General features: G+C 69.4%; 3 protein-coding genes. 2 read left to right on the top strand and 1 reads right to left on the bottom strand.

Annotated features, from left to right (window positions below; all coding sequences use genetic code 11):
- Positions 1-320 precede the first annotated feature (320 nt).
- Positions 321-1,757, top strand: coding sequence for an MFS transporter (locus ACIRGA_RS40810; RefSeq protein ID WP_400952941.1), 1,437 nt, complete (start codon positions 321-323; stop codon positions 1,755-1,757).
- 58 nt (positions 1,758-1,815) lie between these two features.
- Here the strand turns inward: ACIRGA_RS40810 and ACIRGA_RS40805 are convergent, their stop codons facing one another.
- Positions 1,816-2,622 carry a helix-turn-helix transcriptional regulator gene (locus ACIRGA_RS40805; RefSeq protein WP_400952936.1) on the bottom strand — a complete coding sequence of 269 codons (807 nt, stop codon included), beginning with the start codon at positions 2,620-2,622 and terminating at the stop codon, positions 1,816-1,818.
- 81 nt (positions 2,623-2,703) lie between these two features.
- Here ACIRGA_RS40805 and ACIRGA_RS40800 point away from each other — a divergent pair, with 81 nt between their 5' ends.
- Complete coding sequence (locus tag ACIRGA_RS40800; RefSeq protein WP_400952933.1) at positions 2,704-3,105, top strand: SRPBCC family protein; 402 nt, start codon at positions 2,704-2,706, stop codon at positions 3,103-3,105.
- The last annotated feature ends 209 nt before the right edge of the window (positions 3,106-3,314 follow it).

Raw genomic sequence — 3,314 nt, 5'->3', positions numbered from 1 at the left:
ACCTTTCTGCCCACCCCCATCCGCGGCGCGATAGTTGCCCCCCCCCCCGCCGGGCTCCCCCCCGCCTGGCCAGGGCGGCGCCCCCCCCGCGGGCCGCGCCCCCCCCCCCGCGCCTCTTCGTCTTGTCTGTCCTCGGTGGATTTTCCTGGTGGCGACACGGCGCCTTTGACTTGTCCCGCAACAGTTTTGCCAGAAAAGCGAACTGTGACGAGCGCGACACTGATACCCCCCAAGGGTACTTGTGGCACGACCGCGAACGGGGCTACGTTCATGTCCGCAATACCCCCTAGGGGTAACTAAACTTCGAAAGGACGGTCGTCATGGCGGAGACATCCCCGGACCCACGGCGGTGGTGGGCGCTGGGACTCATCGCGTTGGCCCAGTTCATGGTCATCATGGACACCTCGATCATCGGCGTCGCTCTCCCGGCGATGCAGCAGGATCTCGGGTTCTCCCCGGGTGACCTGTCGTGGGTGTTCAACGCCTACGTCATCGCGCTGGCCGGGCTGCTGCTGCTCGGCGGGCGCCTCTCGGATCTGTTCGGCGCACGCAAGATGTTCACCGCGGGCTGGGTCGTCACCCTCGGCGGTTCGGTGGTCGCCGCGGTCGCGGGCACCGCGTGGGTCGAACTGCTCGGCCGCGTCCTGCAGGGCGCCGGTGCCGCGCTGATCGCGCCGTCCGCGTTGACGCTGCTGATGATGCTGTTCGGCGCGCGTCCTCGTGAGCTGACGAAGGCGCTCGCACTCTACGGCGCGGCCGCTCCCGCCGGTGGCACGGCCGGGGTGTTCCTCGGCGGGGTGATCACCGAGTGGTTGTCGTGGCCGTGGATCTTCTGGCTCTATGTCCCGATTTCGCTGGTCGCGATCGTGGCGACGGGCAAGCTGATGCCGTCCGCTCCCGCCCGGCGTGGTTCGGTCGACCTGGCCGGCGCCGTCGCGGCGACCGCGGGGCTCGGGCTGACCGTGTTCGGCGTCGTCCGCGCACCGGAAGCGGGCTGGGGCTCAGCGGGCACGTGGGGTGCGCTGGCAGGCGGTATCGCGCTGCTCGGAGTGTTCGTCGTGATCCAGCGCAAGCGTGAGGTTCCGTTGGTACGGCTGGGTATCTTCCGCACGCCGAACCTCGGTGGGGCCAACCTCGCGCAGTTCCTGCTCGGCGCGGCGTGGATCCCGATGTGGTACTTCCTGAACCTGTACCTGCAGCAGGTTCTGGGCTATGGGGCCTTCGCCAGCGGTGCCGCGTTGCTGCCGATGACGGTGCTGATCGTCGTGCTGATGGTCGCGGTCGCGCCGAAACTGATCGGCCGGTTCGGGCCGAAGAAGATGATCATCGGTGGGCTGTGGGCGCTCGCCGCGGGGCTGGTGTGGCTGTCGTTCGTCAGCCCGACGGGCGATTTCGTCGTCGACGTCCTGCCCGCGTCGCTGGTCGCGGCGCTCGGCCAGGCGCTGGCGTTCATCCCGTCGCTCGGCACCGCCATCTCCAGTGCGAAGCCGGAGGAAGGCGGGCTCGCGTCGGGGATCGTGAACACCTCGTACCAGATCGGTTCGGCACTCGGCCTCGCCGCGATGACCGCGGTCGGTGTGTCGTTCGGCGCGGGACGGATCGGCGACCCGGTCGCGCTGACCGGTGGATACTCGGCGGCGTTCCTCGGTGCCGCGGGGATCGCGATCGCCGGTGGCTTCCTGGCCATGGCCACCCTGCGCGCTCCGAAGCCCGAGCCGAGTGACGTCGGCGGAGGTGAGCCGGCGGTGCTGCGATGACCGGCTGTATCCCCGTGTGGAGGGCGAGACCGTTCCAGGTCCGCCCTCCACACGGCGTTCAGGTGAGCAGCCCGCGTAGTGCGCTCGGGGTGTGTCCCAGGTGTGCGCGGACAGTTCGGCTCAGGTGCGCCTGGTCGGCGAATCCGAGGTCGGCGGCGAGGGCGGCGAGGCTGGGTTCGCCTGCTTCCAGCCGGTCGAGTGCTTGGGCGACGCGGACGCGATTGCGGTAGTGGGTCAGCGAAACTCCCATTTCGCGGGTGAAGGCCCGGCTGAGCCGGTACGGCGACACACCGAGCAGGGCGGCGAGCGGGATCAGCCCGGCCGCGGCGGGATGACCGTCGCCGATCGCGGTGCGGGCACGGGCAACCAACGCCCGATCACCCGCGCCAGGCCGGTCACCGGCCGGGCTCGCCGTGGTCACGACCTGCCGGACGACCTCGGCCGCCAGATCGACCAGTCGTTCGGCTGCCGCGTGGTCGTGGTCGGCGGCGCCGGTGGCGGCGAGGAGCCGCCGGTGGGCGAGGTCGAGCCTGCCGTCCACATACAGCGACGAGCGGCTCGGCCGTGGTGCGTCGCCGGCGAGGGTGTGCCAGAGCGCGGGTGTCAGGCCGATCGAGGTGCAGCGGTCGCCGCCGGCGGGATGGGCGAAGTGCTCCTCCTCGCCGGGAAGCCCGAGGTAGCCGACGGTGCGGTCGAGATCCGCGCAGACACCGCGGACCCTCCGGCGGAACCCGCCGCGCCGCACGAACACGAGCCGCACGTCTTCACGCGGCCGCTCGGCCGACCAGCCGCGGTGATCGTCGCGGCAGTCCACCGCCGCGACGGTGAACTCCGGCCGGGTCGCGAGTTCGACGAAGGAGAGCACCCGCTGAGGCTAGGCGGAGGGTCCGACAGTTCCGCAAGGATCTTCAAGACCCGCCAGGCGGGCCCGGGGCAGGGTAGGCGAATGGCATCCATCAGCAACGAAATCAGGATCGAGTCCAGCGCGGGGGAGGTGTGGGAGGTGATCGGCGACTTCGCCACCGGACCCTCGCGGATGGCACCGGGGTTCGTGGTGGACACCCGCACCGAGGCCGACTGCCGGGTCGTCACCTTCGCCGACGGCACGGTGGTCCGCGAACGGCGTATCACCGTCGACCACGACACGCGCCGGATCGTCTACGCGGTGGTCGGGGGAAGCGTTCAGCCGGAGCACGACAATGCCGCCATGCAGGTCGTCGCCGATGGCGAACGGCGATGCCGGCTGGTGTGGACCCGCGACGTGCTCCCCGACGCACTGGCCGCCCCGATGGCCGAGGCGATGGCGAACGGTCTGGATGTCATCAAGCAGACCCTCGACGCGTCCTAGTGAGGGGTAAGTCAAATATGGCACGCCGCGCACCCTTTGCGGCCTGGGTTCGCGCTGACCGACGAGGGGCGACCGCGCAATGAATGTCCACAAGTGACACTCTTTGAGCTGCTAGCGTCTGATTTGGGTATTATGCACGGTTTCATAAGGGGGTCGTGAGTGGCAAAGAGGGTTATAAAACAAAATTGCAAACAACACCAACGGGAAGA

Origin of the sequence: Amycolatopsis sp. NPDC102389 (genome assembly GCF_044765885.1) — a bacterium.
GTDB lineage: Bacteria > Actinomycetota > Actinomycetes > Mycobacteriales > Pseudonocardiaceae > Amycolatopsis.
This window is presented reverse-complemented; position numbering and strand designations above follow the sequence as displayed.